General features: G+C 60.1%; 1 protein-coding gene. It reads right to left on the bottom strand.

Annotated elements, in window-relative coordinates; translation table 11 throughout:
- Window positions 1-358, bottom strand: a 358-nt coding sequence (locus KQX66_RS39040; RefSeq protein ID WP_216798438.1) for a 2-hydroxycarboxylate transporter family protein, incomplete at both ends; no start/stop codon positions are given.

Below are 358 nucleotides of genomic sequence, written 5' to 3'. Positions count from 1 at the left end.
CCCTGCTCCATGTGCAGGATCGCGGCGTAACCCATCGACAGCGGGATCGCCCCTTCACCTACGCCGCCGGCCATGATCGGCAGGATCAGGAAGAAGAAGATCTGGAACGGTTCCAGGCCCAGCGCCATGCCGACGCCCATCCCCACCAGCATGCCGACGATCTCGCCGCACAGCATAGGGATGAAGATGCGCAGGAAGCCCTGGATCAGCACCTGGCGGTTCATGCTCATGATGCTGCCGACGATGATGCAGCAGATGTAGAGGTAAAGAATGTTGGTCGATTTGTAGAACTTGGTGGTCGACTCCACCACCACGTCCGGCAGCAGGCCATAGTGCACCAGCGCGGAAGGAATGAAGG

Source organism: Paenibacillus oleatilyticus, from assembly GCF_018998565.1.
GTDB classification, from domain to species: Bacteria; Bacillota; Bacilli; order Paenibacillales; family NBRC-103111; genus Paenibacillus_G; species Paenibacillus_G oleatilyticus.
This window is presented reverse-complemented; position numbering and strand designations above follow the sequence as displayed.